At 65.9% G+C, this 18,945-nt stretch carries 16 protein-coding genes and 1 pseudogene; 6 read left to right on the top strand and 11 right to left on the bottom strand.

The window, feature by feature from the left end:
• Window positions 1-63 precede the first annotated feature (63 nt).
• A complete protein-coding gene (locus ACFE87_RS11965; protein ID WP_375459860.1) occupies window positions 64-405 on the top strand; it encodes a single-stranded DNA-binding protein in 342 nt (113 codons plus the stop codon).
• Window positions 402-863, top strand: a complete 462-nt coding sequence (locus tag ACFE87_RS11970) for a hypothetical protein (RefSeq protein WP_375459861.1) — start codon at window positions 402-404, stop codon at window positions 861-863. Before ACFE87_RS11965 ends, ACFE87_RS11970 begins: the two co-directional genes overlap by 4 nt.
• On the opposite strand, the gene ACFE87_RS11975 is transcribed toward ACFE87_RS11970, so the two are convergent.
• From ACFE87_RS11975 to ACFE87_RS12020, 10 genes and pseudogenes are all read right to left on the bottom strand, one after another.
• Window positions 800-1,159, bottom strand: coding sequence for a helix-turn-helix transcriptional regulator (locus ACFE87_RS11975; RefSeq protein ID WP_375459862.1), 360 nt, complete (start codon window positions 1,157-1,159; stop codon window positions 800-802). The genes ACFE87_RS11970 and ACFE87_RS11975 overlap by 64 nt on opposite strands.
• 288 nt (window positions 1,160-1,447) lie before the next feature.
• Window positions 1,448-1,801 carry a DUF736 domain-containing protein gene (locus tag ACFE87_RS11980; protein WP_375459863.1) on the bottom strand — a complete coding sequence of 118 codons (354 nt, stop codon included), beginning with the start codon at window positions 1,799-1,801 and terminating at the stop codon, window positions 1,448-1,450.
• Between the two features lie 716 nt (window positions 1,802-2,517).
• Window positions 2,518-3,729: a plasmid replication protein RepC gene (gene repC, locus ACFE87_RS11985; RefSeq protein WP_375459864.1), complete on the bottom strand. Its 1,212-nt coding sequence runs from the start codon at window positions 3,727-3,729 to the stop codon at window positions 2,518-2,520.
• A 183-nt stretch (window positions 3,730-3,912) separates the two neighbouring features.
• The gene (repB, locus tag ACFE87_RS11990; RefSeq protein ID WP_375459891.1) at window positions 3,913-4,923 is read right to left on the bottom strand and encodes a plasmid partitioning protein RepB; all 1,011 of its coding nucleotides are present in this window, start codon (window positions 4,921-4,923) and stop codon (window positions 3,913-3,915) included.
• Entirely contained in the window at window positions 4,920-6,134 is a 1,215-nt protein-coding gene (repA, locus tag ACFE87_RS11995; RefSeq protein ID WP_375459892.1) for a plasmid partitioning protein RepA, read from the bottom strand. Before repA ends, repB begins: the two co-directional genes overlap by 4 nt.
• 264 nt (window positions 6,135-6,398) lie before the next feature.
• Window positions 6,399-6,593, bottom strand: a pseudogene (locus tag ACFE87_RS12000) (DUF736 family protein); the annotation flags it as partial.
• A 114-nt stretch (window positions 6,594-6,707) separates the two neighbouring features.
• Window positions 6,708-7,664, bottom strand: coding sequence for a DUF2493 domain-containing protein (locus tag ACFE87_RS12005; protein WP_375459865.1), 957 nt, complete (start codon window positions 7,662-7,664; stop codon window positions 6,708-6,710).
• A 324-nt stretch (window positions 7,665-7,988) separates the two neighbouring features.
• On the bottom strand, window positions 7,989-9,059 hold the full coding sequence (locus tag ACFE87_RS12010) for a toprim domain-containing protein (protein WP_375459866.1): 1,071 nt from the start codon (window positions 9,057-9,059) through the stop codon (window positions 7,989-7,991).
• A 108-nt stretch (window positions 9,060-9,167) separates the two neighbouring features.
• A complete protein-coding gene (locus tag ACFE87_RS12015; protein WP_375459867.1) occupies window positions 9,168-11,249 on the bottom strand; it encodes a ParB/RepB/Spo0J family partition protein in 2,082 nt (693 codons plus the stop codon).
• Window positions 11,250-11,381: 132 nt separating this feature from the next.
• A complete protein-coding gene (locus tag ACFE87_RS12020; protein WP_375459868.1) occupies window positions 11,382-12,587 on the bottom strand; it encodes a DUF932 domain-containing protein in 1,206 nt (401 codons plus the stop codon).
• A gap of 437 nt (window positions 12,588-13,024) precedes the next feature.
• On the opposite strand from ACFE87_RS12020, the gene ACFE87_RS12025 reads away from it, so the two are divergent.
• From ACFE87_RS12025 to ACFE87_RS12040, 4 genes are all read left to right on the top strand, one after another.
• Window positions 13,025-14,146: an AAA family ATPase gene (locus ACFE87_RS12025; RefSeq protein ID WP_375459869.1), complete on the top strand. Its 1,122-nt coding sequence runs from the start codon at window positions 13,025-13,027 to the stop codon at window positions 14,144-14,146.
• A complete protein-coding gene (locus ACFE87_RS12030) occupies window positions 14,139-14,423 on the top strand; it encodes a hypothetical protein (RefSeq protein ID WP_375459870.1) in 285 nt (94 codons plus the stop codon). Before ACFE87_RS12025 ends, ACFE87_RS12030 begins: the two co-directional genes overlap by 8 nt.
• Window positions 14,424-14,441: 18 nt before the next feature.
• The gene (locus ACFE87_RS12035; protein ID WP_375459871.1) at window positions 14,442-16,682 is read left to right on the top strand and encodes a S8 family peptidase; all 2,241 of its coding nucleotides are present in this window, start codon (window positions 14,442-14,444) and stop codon (window positions 16,680-16,682) included.
• A gap of 150 nt (window positions 16,683-16,832) precedes the next feature.
• Window positions 16,833-17,633, top strand: coding sequence for a TIGR02391 family protein (locus tag ACFE87_RS12040; protein WP_375459872.1), 801 nt, complete (start codon window positions 16,833-16,835; stop codon window positions 17,631-17,633).
• 635 nt (window positions 17,634-18,268) lie between these two features.
• On the opposite strand, the gene ACFE87_RS12045 is transcribed toward ACFE87_RS12040, so the two are convergent.
• Complete coding sequence (locus ACFE87_RS12045; protein ID WP_375459873.1) at window positions 18,269-18,913, bottom strand: recombinase family protein; 645 nt, start codon at window positions 18,911-18,913, stop codon at window positions 18,269-18,271.
• Window positions 18,914-18,945 lie beyond the last annotated feature (32 nt).

The following is an 18,945-nucleotide window of genomic DNA, read 5'->3' on the forward strand; positions in this document are numbered from 1 at the left end:
GACGGGCTTCTCAGCCGAAACGGAGTCAACTATGATTGACTCGGCGCAATGGGAGCGAGCCGAATGCGAACCACGAACCGCCTGACCCTGATCGGCCATGTCGCGTCGATCAAACCATTCGAGAAGGTCACGAAGGTCACCGTCGCGACCAACCGGACCTGGACGGCGAACGGCGAGGAAAAGAGCGCACCGAGCTACGTTCCGGTTTCGGTGCTCGACGCGCGACAGGCGAGCTGGACTGCCGCCAACGTGGGCGTGGGCGACCTGGTCCACATCGAGGCACGGGTCGAGGAGGCGTCGTTCGGCGAGAGCCAATCCAAGACCTACGTGGTCAACGTGATCGCGGAAACGTTCAACCTCCTCCGTCGCAAGTCGGCGGGCGATGAGCGCGCGGTCGCCGCGTGAACCCGGCTTTGACTCGTGGAGCCCAGCGTGGCTCCGTTGCGGCGATCGCAGCGCTGCTCACGGCCTGCTCCAGCGTCGCCGGCAGACCGGGACCTCGCGTCGACACCGACGCCCCGGCGCCGTTCCTCAGCATGGCCGGCCGGTACCCGACGCAGCAGCAGGCGAACGCCGCGATCGGCCGCGCTGTCGAGGGATACGGGCTCGGCGCGGTCTACAGCAGCTTCGGCGTGGCATCGGGTGATCGCCTCCCGAACTCTGTCACGCTGTTCGCCTGCAAGCCGGGCTTCTACCGTCCAAGCGCCAATGTGGTCGAGCGAAGGGCGGGCTTCGTGCACTGCCACGCCGACGTCATCGATGCGCAGGAACAACTGATTGGCCGGGCGACGATGAGCTTCTACTCGGAGGCCGGCGGCTGGCGCTTGGCAGGGGTGCGCGAGCGCGAGTTCGATGCGCGCTGAGGCGGCTCGGCCGGCGACTCGGCGGTTCGGTATTTCCGCTTCGCGACCGGCGCGCTGGTGGTCGGCGCCCGGAAGAGCGGGCTGAACTCGAGATTCAGCTTGGTCGCCATCTCCTCCAGCGTGTCGAGGGATGGGTTGCCCTTCCCGTCCAGGAGGCTGTGCAGGAATTGTGTCGAGATGCCGAGCTTGTCGGCGAACTGCTTCTTCGTGAGCTCGCTCGCCTCGCGGTAGTATTCCAGCGTCATGGCGAGTTCCCGGCTGGCCCGGGAGGGTGAACGATCAGAACGCGCGACCATAGCCTGCTGCCTTGAAGGCGCTCCCATCGCCAATCTGCGACGCGCGCATGGGTTACACGAGAAGGCTTACGAATCCGAGACTCGACGAGCCGACGTCGTGAGCCCCCTCCCCTTCCCCGGCCCGTTCTGGTGGTACCAACCGGCGCTCGGCGCCGATGACGGGCGTCCTGACGTTCCCCGATGCGGCGCCGCGGCTCGTGAGCGGCGTGGACCCGCGATCGTCGCGATGGAAGACGGGCCGGGTTGAGGGGTTGCCCCGCCCTACGTCGGGCGGGGCGGGTGAGCCGCTCAGTGGCGGCTTTGGCTCCGGCGGTCGGGCTGGCGCTTGGCCGGGCGCTTCGGCCGGTTCCAGATCAGGGTGAAGTTGCCGGTCTCGACGTCCTCGATCAGGTTGGCGAAGACCGGGGCCGCGAAGGAGGGATCATCCAGCCGGACCTGGTGGTAGAGGCGCCCGCTCTCCCGGGCGGTCTTGGCCCAGGCCGCCCCGAGCTCGACGTCGCCCGCGAAGAGCCGGTAGGCGGGCGCGCCGTCCTTGTCGGAGGTCACGGGCTCCATCGAGACGGAGGCGTCGAGGTTGAGGGTGCGGATCTGGCCCTTGAGGAAGCCGTCCCGGTCGGTCGTGAAGGTGCCGATGGTCGCCATGGTGATCTCCTGTCTGTCTCTCAAAGCCGTCCAGCGCGGCCTTGATGGCGACCGACAGGCCGGGGACGAGAGACCCGGCACCCGAAGGGTCGAAGCGCAGCGGAGAACGGCAGGCCGACGGCTATTTTGCTCGCGCGAGGAATGACGGAGGCGAGAGCCGCAGGCAGGGGAAAATAGCTGGCGGACGCCGTTGCCAGGACGATCGAGGGGCCGCAGGCGCCGACCCCGGCCAGACAAGCCCATCACAGGACGACAGGACGGATCTGCCCAAGACAGACACACGGGAGAGAACACCACGCGACAACACGACCCCTCCAACCCGACCGGGCTGCCACAGGGCCGAACCGCCCAGCTCGCTGCCTCGCTTCCTTGGACCGCAGCCAAAACGGGAGTGCGCCCTTCACGCACCTCGGGCCGCATCGAGTTCGCCGGCACACAACCCGCCCAGAAGCTGCCCGCCTTCCAGAGCCGACATCCGATTTCACGCCGTCTGTCGAGTAGTACATCATCCTGAGAACGGCGAGGCACGCAATTGCCATCACCCGAACCCGCCGAGGGCAAACCAGCCCCAAAACGCGCGGCACCGAGAAGGAAGGCGCAGCGGCCCGAAACCACGGTCCCGAGACGGGCGAACTCATTTGCCGTGGCGCCGCGGACCGACAATCGCCAGAGTGGCTCCTGTTCCAAGCGGGCACCGACTTTGGCCCGCGGGAGGTTCACGCTCGCTTCCGGCCACCAACCCCCACCTTTGACCTCAAGAGCGCCATCAGGACCGGACCAAGGGAGAACTGTCCGGCACGGGCCCGATCAGTCAGATTGCGTAGGTATCCACCTGCGCTCTTCACCTCCTCGCCCTTCTGCAGGATGGCCGCGATGAGGATGGCCGCGCCATCCTCACCCATCGCGTCGTTCGCTTCGGCCCACGCGCTCGGACTGATCCCCAGCATCGTTCGCACGACGCCCGCAACGGCGTGGAAATCCCTCCATGAGGATACCCCATGCCGGGCATAGTCGACGATGTCAGGACAGGCCTCGAGCACCATCCCGAGCGGGTAAGCCCGTGGGGGAGGTCGCTTCGCTTCAGGATCGGACTCTGCCGCTCTTCCCTGGCTTTCTCGGAAGCTCAGTTCAGATTCAATAACGGGGTCTGGATTTGAATTCTGATGGTGCCGCTCAGACTGAGACTCATTGCCAGTCGATTCTTGTGTTTTCATCGCCTCCGACAAGCACTTATCGACGTCGAAGCGGAGAGCCCGCAGCTCTACGACGACCGGTTCGAGCTCCTCTCGCTCCGCGGGCCGCCGCGGCATGGGGCCGAGCCGGATCAGCCGGTCGCCGAAAACCTGCCACAGGCCTGGCAAGTCTTCCTCGACGCCAATCGCGATCGTCTTCGCAATGTCGCGCCGGTGAAGCGAGATCTCCTCCCGCAGCAGGAGGCGGGCTTTGGCATCCGCCCGGACGCCGTTTGCCAGCCGCTCGAACTCCGCCGCGCGCGCGACGAGAGGCGTGAGGTCGAAGCCGAAAGCCTGCTCAATCTGCCCCCCCTCCCCTCTCCGGGCGAAACGCTTACCGTTCGGGCTGTCGCGCCGGATTACGATGCCGGCCTCCACGAGTTGACCCAGCGCTCGCCGTAGCGTCGCGGCGGCCGGCCCGTGCGCCCGGACGGTGAGTTCGCGGTTCGACGGGAACACGACGAGGTCGGTGCCCGGCGTGAGGGCGGTCTCGGGGCTGAACGTCAGGAGCGCCCCAAGCACCGCGAGGGCGCGGTCGGAGAGCGCCAGCTCATCCTTCGCTTCTGTGAGGTTGCGCAGGACGTGCCACTTGTGTGCGGCGGCATCGCCTGGGCAGGCCTTCGCGGAGGCCTGCGCCGCCACCATGGCGAGCGAAAGCCTTCGCCGCCCAAAGGGCGTCGTTGAGAGAGTCTCCATGAACCTTGCCTTTCCGAGGCAAAGGAAATCCGCTCGCCGAAACGGCGTCGAAACGCTTGACAGTGATTCGCGGAAGTGAGATTCTCTTAGCTGCGAGACTACAGAGAAGGGCTTCCGGACTCCGGTTCGGGGGCCTTTTTCTTTTGCCGGGTTGCTCCTAAACGGTTGCGATAGGCGAGGCCGTTAAGCCTCGCCACGATCCCCCGAGGGCCGGCTCTCGATATAGCTCTCGAACAGGCCAGGGAGTTGCTCGACGAGGAAGGTCGCGAACTCCGCGTCCACCCCCCGTTCCATGGTGATCCTGAGGTCTCGGCCGGCATGCTTGACGCGTGCGACGCGGTGACCCGAGGCGGAGACGACCGTTTCGTTCTGGTCTGCAGAACGGATTTTTTGAGACGCAACGGCCGCGGCAAGTGCCGCCAGGAATCGCCCGTCAGAATCCTTCGTCCTCAGCTCGGGCTGCTTCAGCGCGGTCTGGACGCGCTTTAGCGCGCCGGAGGTCTTCAAAGCGTCGGAGAAGGACTGCCACCGCCCTCGCCCGACCTTCGGCGCTTTTCCGATCGCCCCGACGACATCCGCCGGAATAGATCGCGCTACTGAGAGCAGTTTGGATGTCTCGGCCCGGTCGATCGACAAGGCTTCCTGAACGATCAGCCGATCGTGGCCTGCATCCTCCAGGCGCATGGCAAAGACCGCCCGCTCGATGAAGCTCAGGTCCTCTCGAGCTGAGTTTTCGATGCCCTGAGAGATGACGAGGTCGGTGTCCGTAAGATCGCGGACAATCGCCTTGACAGGTTGACCCAGCTCCTGGGCGACTCGAATGCGGCGATGGCCGTAAGCGCTCTGGTAGCGGCCGGGCGTGGAGGGATGCTCGCGAAGAAGAACGGGCACTTCCTGACCGCGTTCACGGATCGACGTTTTGAGTGCCTCGAAGGAGGTCTCGTCGTCCCCTGCGAAGCGGTCGGCGACCGGCGACGGGTCAATGAGGCCGGGATCAACGTCGATAACCAGCGCGCCCGACGCCAGCTTCTGGCGGAGGTCGTCGTTCTCCCGCTCGACCCCGGAAAAGGAGTCCCGGAGGGATCGGACAGACCCAGAGGAAACGCGCGGACCAGGCGGATTGTTGTCAGCGGACAACGTCTCGCCCTGAGGCGCAGTGAAGAGCGATCTGATCGTGTCTGAGCGCTTGCTCATCGTCCCCAAGCCGCCGTGATAAGCCGAGTGATCTCCGCATTGACTGCGTCGACCGACTCGAGCGCCCGGTCATACGTGGCTCGGCCGACGGAGCCGCGGTCGAGCTCGTAGAGTGACTGTTTCGTCAAGCCTGCATTGGCGACGGCGGTCGACTTCCAAGCGGTGGAGCGCAGCACATCGTCGCCGAAGAGATTTCGTAATAAGGCAACGATCTGGGCTTCGGGAACATCGTTCGGGTCGTGCCGGGTCACCACGTACCGAAGGAAATCCTGATCGAGACGGCCGCCGGCGTTCTCGATGACGGACATGAGGTCTGCGGTCATCAGCAGGAACTGACTCATGGACGCGACATCCACCATTTGGGGATGGATCGTGACCAGCATCGCGGTTGCGGCGTTGAGCGCACCCATCGTGAGATAACCAAGCTGCGGAGGGCAGTCGATCACGACCACGTCGAAGTCGCCGTCGACCTCTCGGATCGCCCCGGCGACACGGCGAAAGAAGAGTTCATGCCCCCTCGCCTTCCGCTCGATCATCGCCCGCGGCGTATGGTGCTCGAACTCCATCAGCTCGAGGTTGCCTGGGACCAGGCTCAGCCCATCGAAGTAGGTCGGGCGGACAATCTCCCGCATGGGCCGTCGGACATCGTCATAACGGATCGCGCCATACAGGGTCTCGTTCTCGCCGATGTCGAACTCGGGCTGATAGCCGAACATCGCGGACAGCGACGCCTGCGGGTCGAGGTCGATTGCAAGAACGCGAAAGCCGTGAAGGGCGAGATATTGCGCGAGATAGAGGGCGGTCGTCGTCTTTGCCGACCCCCCTTTGAAGTTCGCGACGGTCACGATTTGCAGGTCGTCGCCGGCCCGACGCCCGGGCCTGAACTGGAGGGCCTCCTTCGGCCGCGCCGAGACGAGGTAATCCCTCAGCTCGTTGACCTGAGCGAGCGAGTAGGAGCGCCGCCCGCCAGCTGAAAGCGCTGGCGTCGGCCCGAGGCCGTCCAGGGACAACTGGCGCAGATATCCGTCAGACACACCGACAAATTTCGCGATCTCTCCGGAGCTGAACGTCCTGAGAGATTTGGAGGCCGTTGGTGGGAAGAGGGTGCGGCTGAGCGAGCGCAACTGGCTCGAAAGCGCAGCCGCATGGCGAGCCACCCGCCCTGTTGCGGTGCCGCTTACCGGAACGCTCTCCTGAGCGTGTTGCGCCATCATGCTCTCGTGAGACGGAAACTCAGCGTCTTACGCAACTACGCCGTCTCAGGATGAGGCCACGATTCGGACCGTCGAGCAAGCGATTTAGAGTTAACGAGAGGTTAACACCAGCAGCGTCGTTGCTGACCTATGGTACCGTCAGCGGATGTCCGCTGTTGTTGTCCGCTGACAACATCGTCGTGCCTCGGTCGCGAGCAAGCAAGGCGCCTCGCGTTCCGCGCCTGTCCGCCCCGCCCTACGTCGGGCGGGCGGGTGAGCCGCTCAGTGGCGGCTTTGGCTCCGGCGGTCGGGCTGGCGCTTGGCCGGGCGCTTCGGCCGGTTCCAGATCAGGGTGAAGTTGCCGGTCTCGACGTCCTCGATCAGGTTGGCGAAGACCGGGGCCGCGAAGGAGGGATCATCCAGCCGGACCTGGTGGTAGAGGCGCCCGCTCTCCCGGGCGGTCTCGGCCCAGGCCGCCCCGCAGGCGCGAGTTCGAAGTACTCGACCAGCTTCGGCCCGCTGGGAGCGTCCTCTTCTACCCCATCCGCTGAGCCGGCTCGCGAAGCGAGCCGGCTCAGGAGAGGTGGCGCTTTACGCGCCGCCTCGATCCTGATCGAACCGCATCATCGGGATGCCGAGCTTGCGGGCCTTGTCGGCCAGATTGCCGCTGACCCCGTTCCCGGGGAATACGACGACGCCGACCGGCATTGCCTCGAGCATCTGATCGTTGCGCTTGAAGGGCGCGGCGTTCTTGTGCCGGGCCCAGTCGGGCTTGAACACGACCTGCGCGACCTTCCGGGTCTCGGCCCACTTGGCGGCAATGAGCTCTGCGCCCTTAGGCGAGCCACCGTGCAGCAGCACCATGCTGGCGTGCTTGGCCCGAACCCGATCGAGCGCCGACCAGATCCGGTCGACGTCGTTGCACTCGGCGCCGCCCGTGAACGCGACCCTCGTGCCGACCGGCACGAGCACCTGCGCCTCGGCCCGACGGCTGGCGTTGATGAAGTCGCGGCTGTCGATCATCGCCGCGGTCAGCGCGCGGTGATTCACCATCGAGCCCGAGCGCGGCCGCCAAGTCGAGCCTGTGTGGGCTTCGAAGAGCTCGGCCGCGTGGTCGCGAAAGAACTCGAAGGCGTTTCGACGCTCTACGAGCGTCAGCCCCTGGGTGATCAGCCTCTCCAGCTCGACGGACTTCACCTCGGAGCCATCCTGCTCGCGCTGCATCTGGCGTTGCGCCTGCTCGTTGTCGTCGAGATCGCGTCCGATCCGGTCGAGGCGGCGGTGGTACACGTTGACGGCGGACCAGAGGAGGTCGGGGAGGTCGTCTTCCAGCCTCGTGTCGGCCAGCATGGCCACCAGGGCGTCGAAGCTGTCGTAGAGCAGCCCGCGGGCGGTGTCCGGGTCGGGGAGGGGGCGCGGATCGGGTTCGTCCTGGAAGGGGCGGTAGCCGTGCAGCTGGAGGGCGTCGAGCAGGTGCGAGGTGGGCGAGGCTGCGCCCGTATCGGGCAGGTCAATCTCGAATGTCGGGAAGGTGGTCTCGTCGAGCATGTCGTTCTCCTCCGGGCGGGTCGGCCGCGCCATCGCGGCCTTCGCGGGCGAGAACAGGCCGGAGGTTGGAGCGGGGCTGCATCCCTCTTGGGACCGAAGCGCAGCGGAGGACGGCGACCGGCGGCTATTTTGCTTCGCGATGCAAAGCCGAAGGCGGCGGAAAATAGTCGTCGGGCGCCGTTGCGGCCGCGCTCAGGGCGGCTCGTGCCGCCCGACGCCTCCGGCCCGATCCCCCTCTAGAAGGCCGTGGTGCGGTCCTCTGCAAAAAAGGAGGAGAACGACGCTCGACATCATGCCAACCACACATCGAGCAGACGACCGACGTCACGCGGCAGCTCGCTCCGCCTCGTCCGTCTCGGGTGCAAACTGCATCCGGTCCTCCGGTGCGAGCTGACGCACGACCCGCATCCCGAGCCGCTCTCGCCCAAGCCGCTGCAGGTCGGCGTTGAGATCGGCGTAGGCCGGCGACAGCGAGCGGACCTCGACATCCCGACCTTGCAGCCGCACCCGCAACCGTGTCTCCGCCCGCCGGCCAGCCGAGTCGTTGTCGCGCACGACGTAGAGCCGTCGCACGCCGTCCGGAAGTTCGAGCGCGGCGAGGTGATTGGCCGAGAGCCCGGCGAGCACCGGCATCCGGGGGAGGGCGCTTCGCAGCGACAGCATCGTCTCGATCCCTTCGCCAACGGCCAACACGTGACCGATCAGGCCAAGGCGGACGCCGCCTCCGAGTTGACGCCCAAGCGAGCGACGCGGATCGCCGACCGGCGCCTTTCGGCGGCCGTCCCGGTCGAGCCAGATGCGGTGGACGGCCGTGATGGTCCCGTCGACGTTCGTGATGGCGGCGAGCAGCGCCGGCCATCTCTGCGCCTCGTCCTCGTCCGCCTCGCGATAGTAGCAAGCGGGGTGGAAGCGCAGGCTCCAGAGATCATCGAGCGGCACGGTGAGGCCGCGACCGCGCAGATACGTTTCCGCCAACGTGCCCGTGATCGAACGTGCCCGTGCGAACAGACGTCGCGCTGCCTCGGGCGAGTTGCGGCGTGCGGGCTCGCGCGCGGCAACTTCGTGCCGGCCAGGCTGGGGTTCTGACCTGGGCAGCCTCAAGAACGAGCGGGCTTCGTCCAGCGCGTCTCGGAACGTGTCGAAGCCGCCGCTCAGCCGGATCAGGTCGAGGAGGTCGCCATGCTCACCGGTTGCGGCGTCCGTCCACCTGCCCGCGGCGCCCCTGCCCGAACCCGGTCCTCGCAGCGGGACATAGAGGCTCTGGCCGCGATTATTCTGGACGTCGCCAACAATCCAGTAATGGCCGCTGCGGCGACCGTTTGAGAGGTAGCGCCGGCACACTGTCTCCGCCTGTTCGGCCAAGGCGCGGGCCAGTTCGGCTGCCGGACGGGTCATGGCTAAGTTCCCGGTTTGTTCGTGCAATAACAGGATCAAGGGTTCACGCTGAGCCCGCTGACCTCGCCCACGGAAAAGCCGGGGCTGCTGAGCCGCCCCGGCCCGATCTTACTCGGCCGCGACGGGGTAGTACGCGTCCTCGGTCTGTGCCTCGCCCTCAATCGCCGGCAGGTCCTCCCGAGGGTCGAAGATGACGTCAGGGTCGGCCGCCTCGGCCGCAAAGGGGAGGGGAGGGGAGGCAAGACCCGGCGTCCGCAGGGCGAGCGGCAGCCACCCCGTTCCGCGGAGCAGCGCCTCGGCCTCGCGAGCCATCTCGGCCTTCTTCAGGTGCGAGATGAACGCGGCCGCCTCGGCTCCCTTCGCCTCGCGCACCGCAGCGAGGATCAGCGCCTTAGTGACCCGGCCGAGATAATTCTCGACCGTCGGTGCCCAACCCTCTGCCGCCATGTCGAGGTGGACGACTTCGGAAACCCGGTCGGCATGGCCGATCGCGGCCGGCCGACGGTCGTAAGGGAGGGCGACCGCATTGACACTTCGACTGACGCAGAACGCGAACAAGGCAGCCCGGCTATCGCGGTCGAGGTCGAGCACGAACGCCCACACACCTGTCGCCTGCGACGGCATCTGTCGGCTCCAATCCTCGTGGAGCTTGGTCAGGGCCTGGCCGGCGGGACTGTCGTCGAGGCCCGGAGCGTGGCTCCCGAGCGGGACGCTGCGTGCTTCGATGTCGAGGCAGGTGTCGACCGAGTACGAGCCGCAGAACGTCCGCAGCGTCAGGGCGTGGAGGACCGCGAGGAAGGCGGCGTCCGGATCGTTCGCCAGGGCTGCCCGCAAAGACAGCGTGCGCGCCGCCGTCAGCTCGGTCAGAAGCCGGTCCGATACGCGACCCGACGGGTCCTCTTCCTCGTCAAAGTCGGCATGCGAGGTCGCCGTGGCAGGGGAGGGGACATCGCTGGCCGGCTCGTCGCCGCCCCGCGCCTCCCCATCTGCCCTCGCGATGTCGGCCTCGGGCTCGACCGGCTTCTCGTCCTCCGGCCGCACGAAACCTCGCTCGACCTTGAGCTGGCCCGTCACGTCCAGACTGACAAAAGCGCCGGCCCGCGCGATCTCGTTGTGCTCGAACAGGGCAGGGCGCTCATCGAGCCTGGCCAAAGCCGCCTCGATCTCACCCAGGCGAGCGTCTACCTCTTCGGGCAGCTCGGGAGCGGCCGCGTGCTCGGCCTCGAGGTCATCGTACTCGGTCTGAAGCGCCTCGCGCTCGGCCTGCTCCGTTTCGCTCATCGGCTCGGTCGCCGGGTACAACCGGCGCAACGCAAAGGTACGGCCATACGGGTGTTCGGCCGCGACCTCGATCCACTTCCAGCCCTCGGCCCTGACCACGTCGGCTTGGGTCTCAACCTTCTCGGCGACAAGCCGGTCGAGAAGAGCGACGTCCCGAAAGTAACCACCACCGTCCTCGTGGAACAGGTCGCGCTCGATCACACCGCCCGCGTCCTCGTAGGCCGCGGCGCCCACGAACACGGCGCGCTTGTCGGAGGCCTTCACGGCGCCCTCCGTCAGGAGCCGGCGGATGTAATAGGGCTCGGTGTTGTAGCCTCGCTTCAACGCCTCCCAGACCGCCTCCTGGCGGGCGTGGTCGGAGCTGACGCAGAACGCCATCAGCTGCTCGAGGGAAAGCTCACCGGCGGCATACAGGTCGAGGAGCTTTGGTGAGGCCGCGACCAGCTTGAGCCGCTGGCGCACCACGGCCGGGGTGACGAAGAACCGGGCCGCGATTTCCTCGTCGCAGAGGCCGTGCTCCTCCCGGAGGGCCTGGAAGGCCCGGAACTGGTCGAGCGGGTGCAGGGCCTCCCGCATCGTGTTCTCGGCGAGGGAGTCCTCCGCCCCGATGCCGTCGGTCCGGACAATGCAAGGCACGCGCACCGTCTTCGACAGCCGCTTCTGCTTGGCCAGGAGTTTTAGGGCCTCGAACCGGCGGCCGCCGGCCGGGACCTCGTACATCCCGGTCTCCTGCCCCTCACCGTCGAGCACGGGCCGGACTGCGAGAGACTGGATGAGCCCGCGCCGGGCGATGTCCTCGGCCAAATCCTCGATCGAGACGCCCGCCTTGATGCGGCGGACGTTGGCTTGGGACCGGATGAGCTTGTTCAGAGGCACGTCGCTCACCCCGTTCAGCATGATCTTCGACATCGTGGGTTCTCCGCGACGGGCGGAGGAGAGCCTCTCTCTTCCCCCTGTCTCCCGTCACGAAGTCCCCTCCTTCCTCTCCCTCTCCGCCGGTCCGGTCAGGCCGCAACCTGACTCGTCACGCAACCTGACTTGTCAGGCAACCTGGTCCATGAGGCGCTTCGCCTTCAGCTCTACCTCAAGCCGCGCATCCTGCCGGGCTTCGCCCCGGGCATGGGCGGTGATCCCTTGCACGAAGTCGAAGATGCTCGATGGCGGGTGACCTTCCTCCACCAGGACCGCGTCGATGATCTTGGCCGTGTCGCCCTTCGAGAACCCGCGCTTCCGCAGAAACTCGGTCCGGTCCTCGTCGGAACGCGCCACCACCTTGGCCCGAGCCCCGCGAATGCCAGACACGAACGAGGACGCGCTCGAGTCGGCGAACTTTTCGAGAGCCGGCCTCGCCTCCTGGGCAAAGCGGGAGGCGGCATACTTCGTGTGCCGGATCGTGATCTCCTCGAATTGCTCCGTGCCCCACAGGTTGCGGTTGGCGCAGACCGCCCGAAGATAGAAGGAGGCGATGCCGAGCGTGCGCGAGCCCACCTCCGAGTTCCAGGCGTAGAGGCCCCTGAAGTACAGGTCGGGATCCCCGTTCGGGAGCCGGCCGGCCTCGATCGGGTTCAGGTCGTCGCACAGGAACACGAACACGTCCCGGTCCGAGGCGTAAAGCGTGGTCGTGTCCCTCGTGACATCGACCCGCGGATTGTGGGTCATGGTCGACCAATCGAGCACGCCCGGCACCTTCCAGCGCGTGTCGCCGATGCCGTTGCCTGCGAGGCGCATGATCGCCTCGACGAGCTCGTGATCGTGGATACGCCCGTAATCCGGACCCGTGACGGCGCGAAGCTCCGTCCGGCCAGCCGCGGTCGTGTAGGTCTTGACCAGCTCCGAGCGGTGTTCGGCCAAGCCGTACTGCAGGTTGATGCCGGCGAGCGAGGCCGGCAGCTGGCGGAGGTAGCCGGAGGGCGCGCCCACAAGCGAGCAAAGCTGGCCGAAACTCCAGTGCGTCGGCGCGACCGGCTCCGCGTCGCCGGGCAGGATGAGCGACAGCCGTTCCGCGTCGTCGCGCGCGGCCTCGACTCGGACGGCGCGGGTTTCGAGGGTGCGTGCGGTGGACCGGTCGGCTCGGGCCTTCACCGAGCGGTGCAGGTCGGCGAGGCTCAGGAAGCGCTCGTCGGCGGGACGCGAGAACCACTCGGACGAGACACGCTCGATCCGGTCGCCGCGGCTGATGTCGACCTTGTAGCCGGAGGCCCCGAGCGGGGCAGGAGAGGGGGCCTGGATGGACGGAACACGTTGCATGGGACATCTCCACGACGGCCGCCGGAGAGCCTCTCTCTCCAGTCCGGAACCGTCACGGAGCTCGCTTCCGCTCTCTCCCTATTTCGACCTGGCCGAGGGCTTCGCCGACGAGGATGAACTCACGGTCTCAGCCGCTCGCGCCAGGGGGCGATGCCGATAGGCCGAGACGCGCAGCGGCTGGGTTTACGAGCACCCGGTGACCGACGAAGGCGGGCAGGCGCACGGATTTGCACCCACCCACCGCAACGTTAGCCTCCGTAACGCAACGAATTGAGCTAGACACGCAACGATAAGGGCGCTACTGGCGACGCTCTTCTGCTGTTATGCAACGCGGGCAACGCATGGACCACTTTCCTATTATACAGGCCCTATGTCGCGCCGCACTCGTCCAAGCGTCGCCGGCTGTCCGTAAGCAGATCGAGCGGCTCAGAGACGCATTGGGCAAAGAGGGGGACGGCAAGGCATCCGGCATCCTCAGCGGGCTGCTGACCACGGCCGATCGCACCGTCGAACTTGCGCCCAGTCGCCTTTCCCGGTCGCGTGCGCAGGTCCCGGGTGAAACCCTGTCGCGCAACACACAGGTGCCGGTTGATCGCGAGACAGCGGCCCCACTGGCCGAGGTCATCTTTCCGCCGGAGACCCGCCCTCAGCCCCCGCTTTTTAACGAAACGGTGACCTCGGCGATCACGTCGGTGATGGAAGAGTGGAGCAGCCTACAAGCGCTAGCCGACGTGGGAGTTCAACCCGCTCGGACCTGCCTGATTTACGGAGCGCCCGGTACCGGGAAGACCCGCTTAGCGTTGTGGGTAGCCGCTCAGCTCGAGCTGCCCGTGGTGGTCGCCAGAATCGATGGACTCGTCTCGTCGTTCCTTGGCACAACGGCGCGCAATATCGGCAATCTATTCGCTTTTGCTAACCGATACCGGTGCCTGCTGCTGTTGGATGAGTTCGACGCCATCGCGAAACTTCGAGACGACCCACAAGAGGTGGGCGAAATCAAACGCGTGGTCAACGCGCTTCTGCAGAACCTTGATTCCCGCCACGAACTCGGCGTGACGATCGGAATCACCAATCATCCCCGTCTGCTCGACCCGGCGGTTTGGCGGCGGTTTGAAGTGCAATTGGAGATACCGCGGCCGAGCTTCCCGGTTCGCATCGAGATCGCGCGTACGTTCATGCCGCCCGTCTCCGCCCCGGATGCGCACCTGCGTCTGATCGCATGGTTCACTGAGGGCGCGACCGGCGCCGAGATAGAGGCGCTCGTCCGAACTTATAAGAAGTCGACAGCGGTACGAACAGGAGAGCCTCGACAACTGCTCGACACCCTGCGCCAGTTCGCGACGCTCAATAGTGCGCGCATCGACCCTAAACGACGCGAGCTGCTGTTCGCGGACACAGGCGTCCTCTTCAAGGCCATGAGCCGAGATGCAAGCCTCGGTTTCTCCTACGAGGAGATCGGCGGCATCGCTGGCAAAGACAAGTCGACCGTCAGCCGTCAGATCAGCCGAAGCCCCGACGCAGAAGTAGGGCGGATCGAGGCGGTGCCGAGCCATGGCTAGCCCTATCCAAATTATCCTCAATCAAGAAAATTTCGAGCAGGCCCGCGAGGCCGGAGGCGGCGGGCCCAAGAAGGATTTCTTTGCCGGTAACGACGACGCCTTTCGCAAGCACAAGACGGCGCTTACCGATCAGCTCGACAACGTCGCGGCCGCCATTGAGAGCCAAGAACAAGGCGACGTCGGCGTTATCAAGGTGATCTTGCGCCGACCCGCCTGGGCAAAGAGTCACCGGCCGACCCGCTCCCTCTTTAAGCCGGACCGGATCTCACTGGTTTGAGGCGGCGATCTCGGCGAGATGTATTTTGAGGCCCGGCCGCGGGTGCTGCGCACCATTGCGCGGGAGGTTGCCGCCGCCGAGAATGGGACTAACCTCAAGCGTGATCCGAACACCGGGAAAATGATCCCGCACCCGTCCACGGCGCGCAGCGAAACAGGCGCGATCGACCGCATCGAACTCTACGGGCCCGCCGACCGTCGCCAGTTCTCGGCAGAAGACGCCATCAATTGGCTTGCCAATCCGATGACGGGGAGCAGTTATCAGGTCGAACTCTTCGACGTACCTCCCCCGCGCAGCCAATGGGATGCTGTCGATCAAGGCCATCAACGACTCTACGCGTCCTTCGTAGAAGGGCTTGCCGCAATCGGCCAGGGGCTCGAGGTGCAGCGCGTGCAGACCCGCGAGCCCGAACAGCCCCGGCTCACTCTTCGTCTCGGGAGGTCGGTCGAGCCACCGGTCCTCATGCTTCAGGCGCCGGTTGCCGATCGCAAGCGGGAGCGCGCGCTCGCACCCTTTGACGCAGATCCCAGTCGCCACAGCCGCCTGCTCAAATTTCTCGACCATCATCCGCTGGTGCGGCGGATCGAACTGCCGCCGGTTCTTACGCGCACCATCATCGGCGAACGCCTCTCCGCCAAGTCCGCGGCCGGCGCGGGTCGCGCGCACCCGGGCAATGTCACCCTTCCCGACCGCAACACCGCACGAGCCTATCCCAAACTTGGGATAATCGACGGCGGGGTCGGACCAGCGCTTTCCGATTGGGTACTAGAGCGCTGGGACCTGCTCGACGAGAGCGACACTGATCCCGACCACGGGACCTTCATTGGCGCTCTGGCCGTGGGCGGCAACGCGCTGAACGGCGCCGAGGTCTGTCCCGAGCCCGACGGAGCAGAGATCGTCGACATCGCAATCTTTCCCAACGAGGCCCAACCCAACGCCTTCTCGTCCTACTTTCCGAACGGGCTTGCGGACTTCTTCGATGAGGTCGACAACGCCGTCGCTGACGCGAAGGCGCGGCACGCCACGCGTATCTTCAACCTCAGCCTCAACATTCAACATCAGGCAACGCCTGACCGCTATGGCCCGCACGCGGCGCGTCTCGACGCCATCGCGGAGGCCAACGGCGCCGTGTTCTTCATCTCCGCTGGGAACACCACTCCGCAGGCTCAGAGGACAGAATGGCCTGAGGATGAGACGCAGGCGTTGGTTGCCCTGGCCTCTGCCCGCAACGACGGTTTGCTCATGCCGGCTGAGAGCGTGCGGAACGTGTCGGTGGCGGCGCTGAACCCGCCCGGACTGCCAAACGCTATTGCCTCTGCGCCGGCTCGCTACTCTCGGCGGGGTCCTGGATTGCGGGCCGGCGTGAAGCCGGATCTCGCGCATTTCGGGGGCTCGGGCTCGCCGCAAACGCCGCTCGGGCATGGCCTCTTTTCGCTGAAGCCGGATGGTTCGACCTGCGACGGTTGTGGCACCAGCTACGCTGCACCGCTCGTTGCCAAGACGGCCGCGGTGCTGGACCAGAGCATCGAAGGCGAGGTGTCGCGCGAAACCCTGATCGGCTTATTGCTCCACCACGCGCGCATGCCTGAGGTGCTCGCCACTAAATCGCTTTCTGGCGTCGCGCGAGACCTGGCCGGGTTCGGAATGCCGCCTGCCGCCCGTGAGATCCTCGAAGGCGAGGATCACCAGATTACACTGGTTTTCGCCTCCCGGATTCGGCGCGACCAGCAGATCTCCTTCGCGTTCGCCTGGCCGCCGTCGTTGGTCACGTCCGACGGCAAGTGTCGCGGCTCTGCCAAGCTGACCCTCGTCTCGACACCGCCGCTTGACGCCCGGTTCGGCTCCGAGTTCGTCCGCATCAACATTGACGCGGCGGTCCAGCAGGAGGTCTTCGACAAGACAGGAAAACCGGGTTGGAAGGGTCAGCTCGACGCCGTTTATCTTCCGGGCAAGGCCGATGCACCGGCCATCGAAGCCGAACGCATCGAACACGGGCTGAAGTGGAGCCCGGTAAAGCAGTTTGCCAGGACGATGCCGATCGGGATCGGCAAGTCCTCGAATTGGCGCATGTTTGTAAGCTATCTGACGCGCGCTGGTGAACGCGTCCCAGACGAGGGCGTCCCGTTTACGGCGCTGTTGACCATCTCCGATCCCGGCCGAGACGCCCCTGTGTTCAACGATATGCGCGCCTTGCTCGCTCGCACGGGAGTGCGGATCGAGGATATTCGGACGGCTGCTCGGGTCGCCACGCGAGTTTGATACATTGGAGGATAGCCCAAACGCCTCCTACAGGCGTCGTATAGCGGCAACAGGGTCTGCACGGGCTTTCTTGACTCCCGACGAGAGGCGCCGACCCTGGCTGAGCCGCAGCCCAACCCGTAACCTTGCTCCAGACGCATGGGCGGACCCGTGAGCACCTTCACGCAAAGCCAGATCGAAGCCATTGCAGCCGCACTTGGCGACACAGCCTTGGGGCTCTCCGGTAGCGAGATCAGCCACCTTCTCGTGGTCGCAACCATAACGGACCCCGGTGAGGGAATGACCAAGCGTCATCGTCTTCACAACGCCCTCGCCGAAAGCCAGAACAAGCGTGGCGACCGCGGCGCGATCCTGAAGTTCATGCGCCAGGCGATGAGGCCGGAACGGTACCTGCGCGCGCCAGAGCGCTATGAACCAATGCGCGCCAAACTAAACGCTGCGCTCGCTTTTGCCGGCCTGGAGTTCGATGCGGCGGGCGAGCTCGGTTCCAGCTCCAAGGTTGCGACCTTGCCTAAGGCCGAACGCAGGGCGCGCGAGCTTCGAGCCGATCTGGAGCTTCGCGGTGTTCACGAGGACGTACTGCGCTTCTGCCGCAGCGAACTGCTTGTCGACAACTACTTCCACGCGACGCTCGAGGCGGTGAAGTCGATCGCCGACAAGCTGCGCTCCCGGACCGGTCTCGACGACGACGGTGCTGTTTTGGTCGACCGCGTATTTGCAGGCGAGCTTCCAATGCTCGCGATCAACGCTTTCGCGACCAAGAGCGAGCGCGACGAACAGAAGGGCTTCGCCAATATGCTGAAAGGCGTGTTCGGCATGTTCCGTAATCCCACTGCCCACGAAGCGAAGATTAACTGGGCCATGTCGCGCGTTGACGCCGAGGATCTCCTGTCGCTGGCGTCACTCATACACCGCCGGGTTGACGCCGCTCACATGCCGCCTCGGGTTTGACCGTCTCCAGCCGGTTGCTCGACTGCTGGACCTCGACGGCTGACCCGGCAATGCGCCGGCGCATCCTCGATCGAACGAAGAGGACTGCCGGGCGACGCGGGTGCTGCTCGACGGCAACCGGCCGCTTCCCTGGTGTGACCGCTATGGCAATCCGTCGACGACTCGCCAAACGCTATGCTTTTCGAGCGAGGAGGGGGCGCTTCCGCGCATAGTCGACGATCGCTTTGCGGATGTGCTCCCGCTGCGCCTCAGAACCCGCGCCGCTGGTAAACACGTCCAAGGACACGAATGCCGTGTCCTCGCCCCCCAAGGCTGTCGCTCACTGCGCATCCCGAAAACGATCGTTGCGCCGGCGAGTTCCTGGACAACACGCGTCCCGTGCTCGGAGCGCGAGCCCTGGCTGTCGAGGATGTGCCCGATCATCCGCATGGCTCGACCGGTCTCGTAAGCCGAAGCAGGATCGGACAGCCCCGGGAGCCGTTCGAGAAGCTCGAAGCTGCGCTCGATCGGCCCTCGCAGAGTGTCGGTTTCGACCGGGACCTCGGCTGCCGGCTCGGTCGAGGCGCTGAAAGGTAGGCCGCGTACTCCGGCCCGGAATGCAACACCGGTCGCCTCAGTCTCTCTCGGCGTCTTGCTCAAGCTGACGCCTTTCGCGTTCTGGTCCGCGGTGTGGTGCTTTGCTGGTCGAGGGCTTCAGCGCTAGGCCGTGTTCCAGTCCAGCCGAAACGCTCGAGGGTGCCGAGAAGCGTCGAGCGTGGGACCTTGAAGGTGCGGCACACGGAAGCCTTGCTTGCGCCGCCGTCCAGCGCTGCCACGACCTGCTCCACCTTCTCAGCATCGAGAGAAGGTGGACGTCCGCCGCGCCGGCCCCGGCGACGCGCGGCGGCGAGACCGGCCGTCACGCGCTCCTTGATCAGCGCGCGCTCGTATTGGGCGAGCGAGCCGAAGATGTTGAACAGGAATTCGCCCTGCGGGGTGGTCGTGTCCATCTGCTCCGTCAATGAGCGAAACGCGACGCCCCGGCGCTTCAGCTCTTCGACGATCCGGATGAGGTGGGACAGCGACCGCCCGAGCCGGTCGAGCTTCCACACCACGAGCACGTCTCCGGAGCGGAGATCCTCAAGGCAGGCTTTCAGACCGGGCCGATCGTCCCGGGCTCCGGAAGCCTTGTCCTGGTGAAGGTGGCGCTCGTCCACCCCGGCGCTGATCAGCGCATCACGCTGCAGGTCCACCGACTGGCGCTCATCGGCCGAGGAGACACGCATGTAGCCGACCAACATGTCCGACAAACCTCAGATTGAGAGTTGTCGCA

Origin of the sequence: uncultured Enterovirga sp. (assembly GCF_964242715.1) — a bacterium.
Classification (GTDB): domain Bacteria; phylum Pseudomonadota; class Alphaproteobacteria; order Rhizobiales; family Beijerinckiaceae; genus Enterovirga.

Bases quoted from the DNA above. Each gene is read 5' to 3' on its own strand.
- ACFE87_RS12030 (WP_375459870.1), top strand. From the start codon at position 14,139: ATGGCTAGCCCTATCCAAATTATCCTCAATCAAGAAAATTTCGAGCAG.
- ACFE87_RS12010 (WP_375459866.1), bottom strand. From the start codon at position 9,059: ATGACCCGTCCGGCAGCCGAACTGGCCCGCGCCTTGGCCGAACAGGCG.
- ACFE87_RS12035 (WP_375459871.1), top strand. From the start codon at position 14,442: ATGTATTTTGAGGCCCGGCCGCGGGTGCTGCGCACCATTGCGCGGGAG.
- ACFE87_RS11980 (WP_375459863.1), bottom strand. From the start codon at position 1,801: ATGGCGACCATCGGCACCTTCACGACCGACCGGGACGGCTTCCTCAAG.
- repB (WP_375459891.1), bottom strand. From the start codon at position 4,923: ATGAGCAAGCGCTCAGACACGATCAGATCGCTCTTCACTGCGCCTCAG.
- ACFE87_RS11975 (WP_375459862.1), bottom strand. From the start codon at position 1,159: ATGGTCGCGCGTTCTGATCGTTCACCCTCCCGGGCCAGCCGGGAACTC.
- ACFE87_RS12005 (WP_375459865.1), bottom strand. From the start codon at position 7,664: ATGCTCGACGAGACCACCTTCCCGACATTCGAGATTGACCTGCCCGAT.
- ACFE87_RS12015 (WP_375459867.1), bottom strand. From the start codon at position 11,249: ATGTCGAAGATCATGCTGAACGGGGTGAGCGACGTGCCTCTGAACAAG.
- ACFE87_RS12020 (WP_375459868.1), bottom strand. From the start codon at position 12,587: ATGCAACGTGTTCCGTCCATCCAGGCCCCCTCTCCTGCCCCGCTCGGG.
- ACFE87_RS12045 (WP_375459873.1), bottom strand. From the start codon at position 18,913: ATGTTGGTCGGCTACATGCGTGTCTCCTCGGCCGATGAGCGCCAGTCG.
- ACFE87_RS11965 (WP_375459860.1), top strand. From the start codon at position 64: ATGCGAACCACGAACCGCCTGACCCTGATCGGCCATGTCGCGTCGATC.
- repA (WP_375459892.1), bottom strand. From the start codon at position 6,134: ATGGCGCAACACGCTCAGGAGAGCGTTCCGGTAAGCGGCACCGCAACA.
- repC (WP_375459864.1), bottom strand. From the start codon at position 3,729: ATGGAGACTCTCTCAACGACGCCCTTTGGGCGGCGAAGGCTTTCGCTC.